The organism is Paraburkholderia sp. J63, assembly GCF_905220245.1.
Classification (GTDB): Bacteria; Pseudomonadota; Gammaproteobacteria; order Burkholderiales; family Burkholderiaceae; genus Paraburkholderia.
In genome coordinates, this window is the sequence record NZ_CAJMZF010000183.1 from 1 (window position 1) to 432 (window position 432).

The 432-nt window shown below is 61.8% G+C and carries 1 protein-coding gene and 1 pseudogene; both read left to right on the plus strand.

What is annotated here, in order from left to right; genetic code table 11:
* A pseudogene (locus tag U5775_RS39075) lies at positions 1–193 on the plus strand (putrescine ABC transporter permease PotI); the annotation flags it as partial.
* Between the two features lie 55 nt (positions 194–248).
* Positions 249–432: DUF3138 family protein (locus U5775_RS39080; protein WP_322063457.1), on the plus strand; the 184-nt coding region annotated here is incomplete at its 3' end.

The window sequence follows — 432 nt, forward strand, 5'->3', positions numbered from 1 at the left end:
TGCACTGGCCACGCTCTTTATCAGCGCGGTGACGATCGGCGTGATCGCGGCCAACCAGTTTATGGCGGCCCGCGAACGCAAACGCACGCGCGATATGCAGATTGCGGTGGTTCAGCCCGATCCGGTTGACGTACCCGCGAGCGCCGTCACGCCATCGGCGCGGCGAGCGCTCGGGCGCGGCACGGCAACCTGAAAACAACATGCCCCGTACAGGGGCTTTTGCAACAACAATGAGAAGAGACGACTTGATGAAGAAGAAGCTAATCTGTTTGCTGGTGGCCGGGGCACTGCCGGGGCTCGCCTTTGCGGACTCGACCAGCGATCGGATCAAGGCCCTGCAGGCGCAACTGAATGCGCTGCAAAAAGAGGTGAAATCGCTCAAGGGCGAGATTGCGGCGTCGAACAACGGCGCGAAAGCCACGGCGAAGAGCG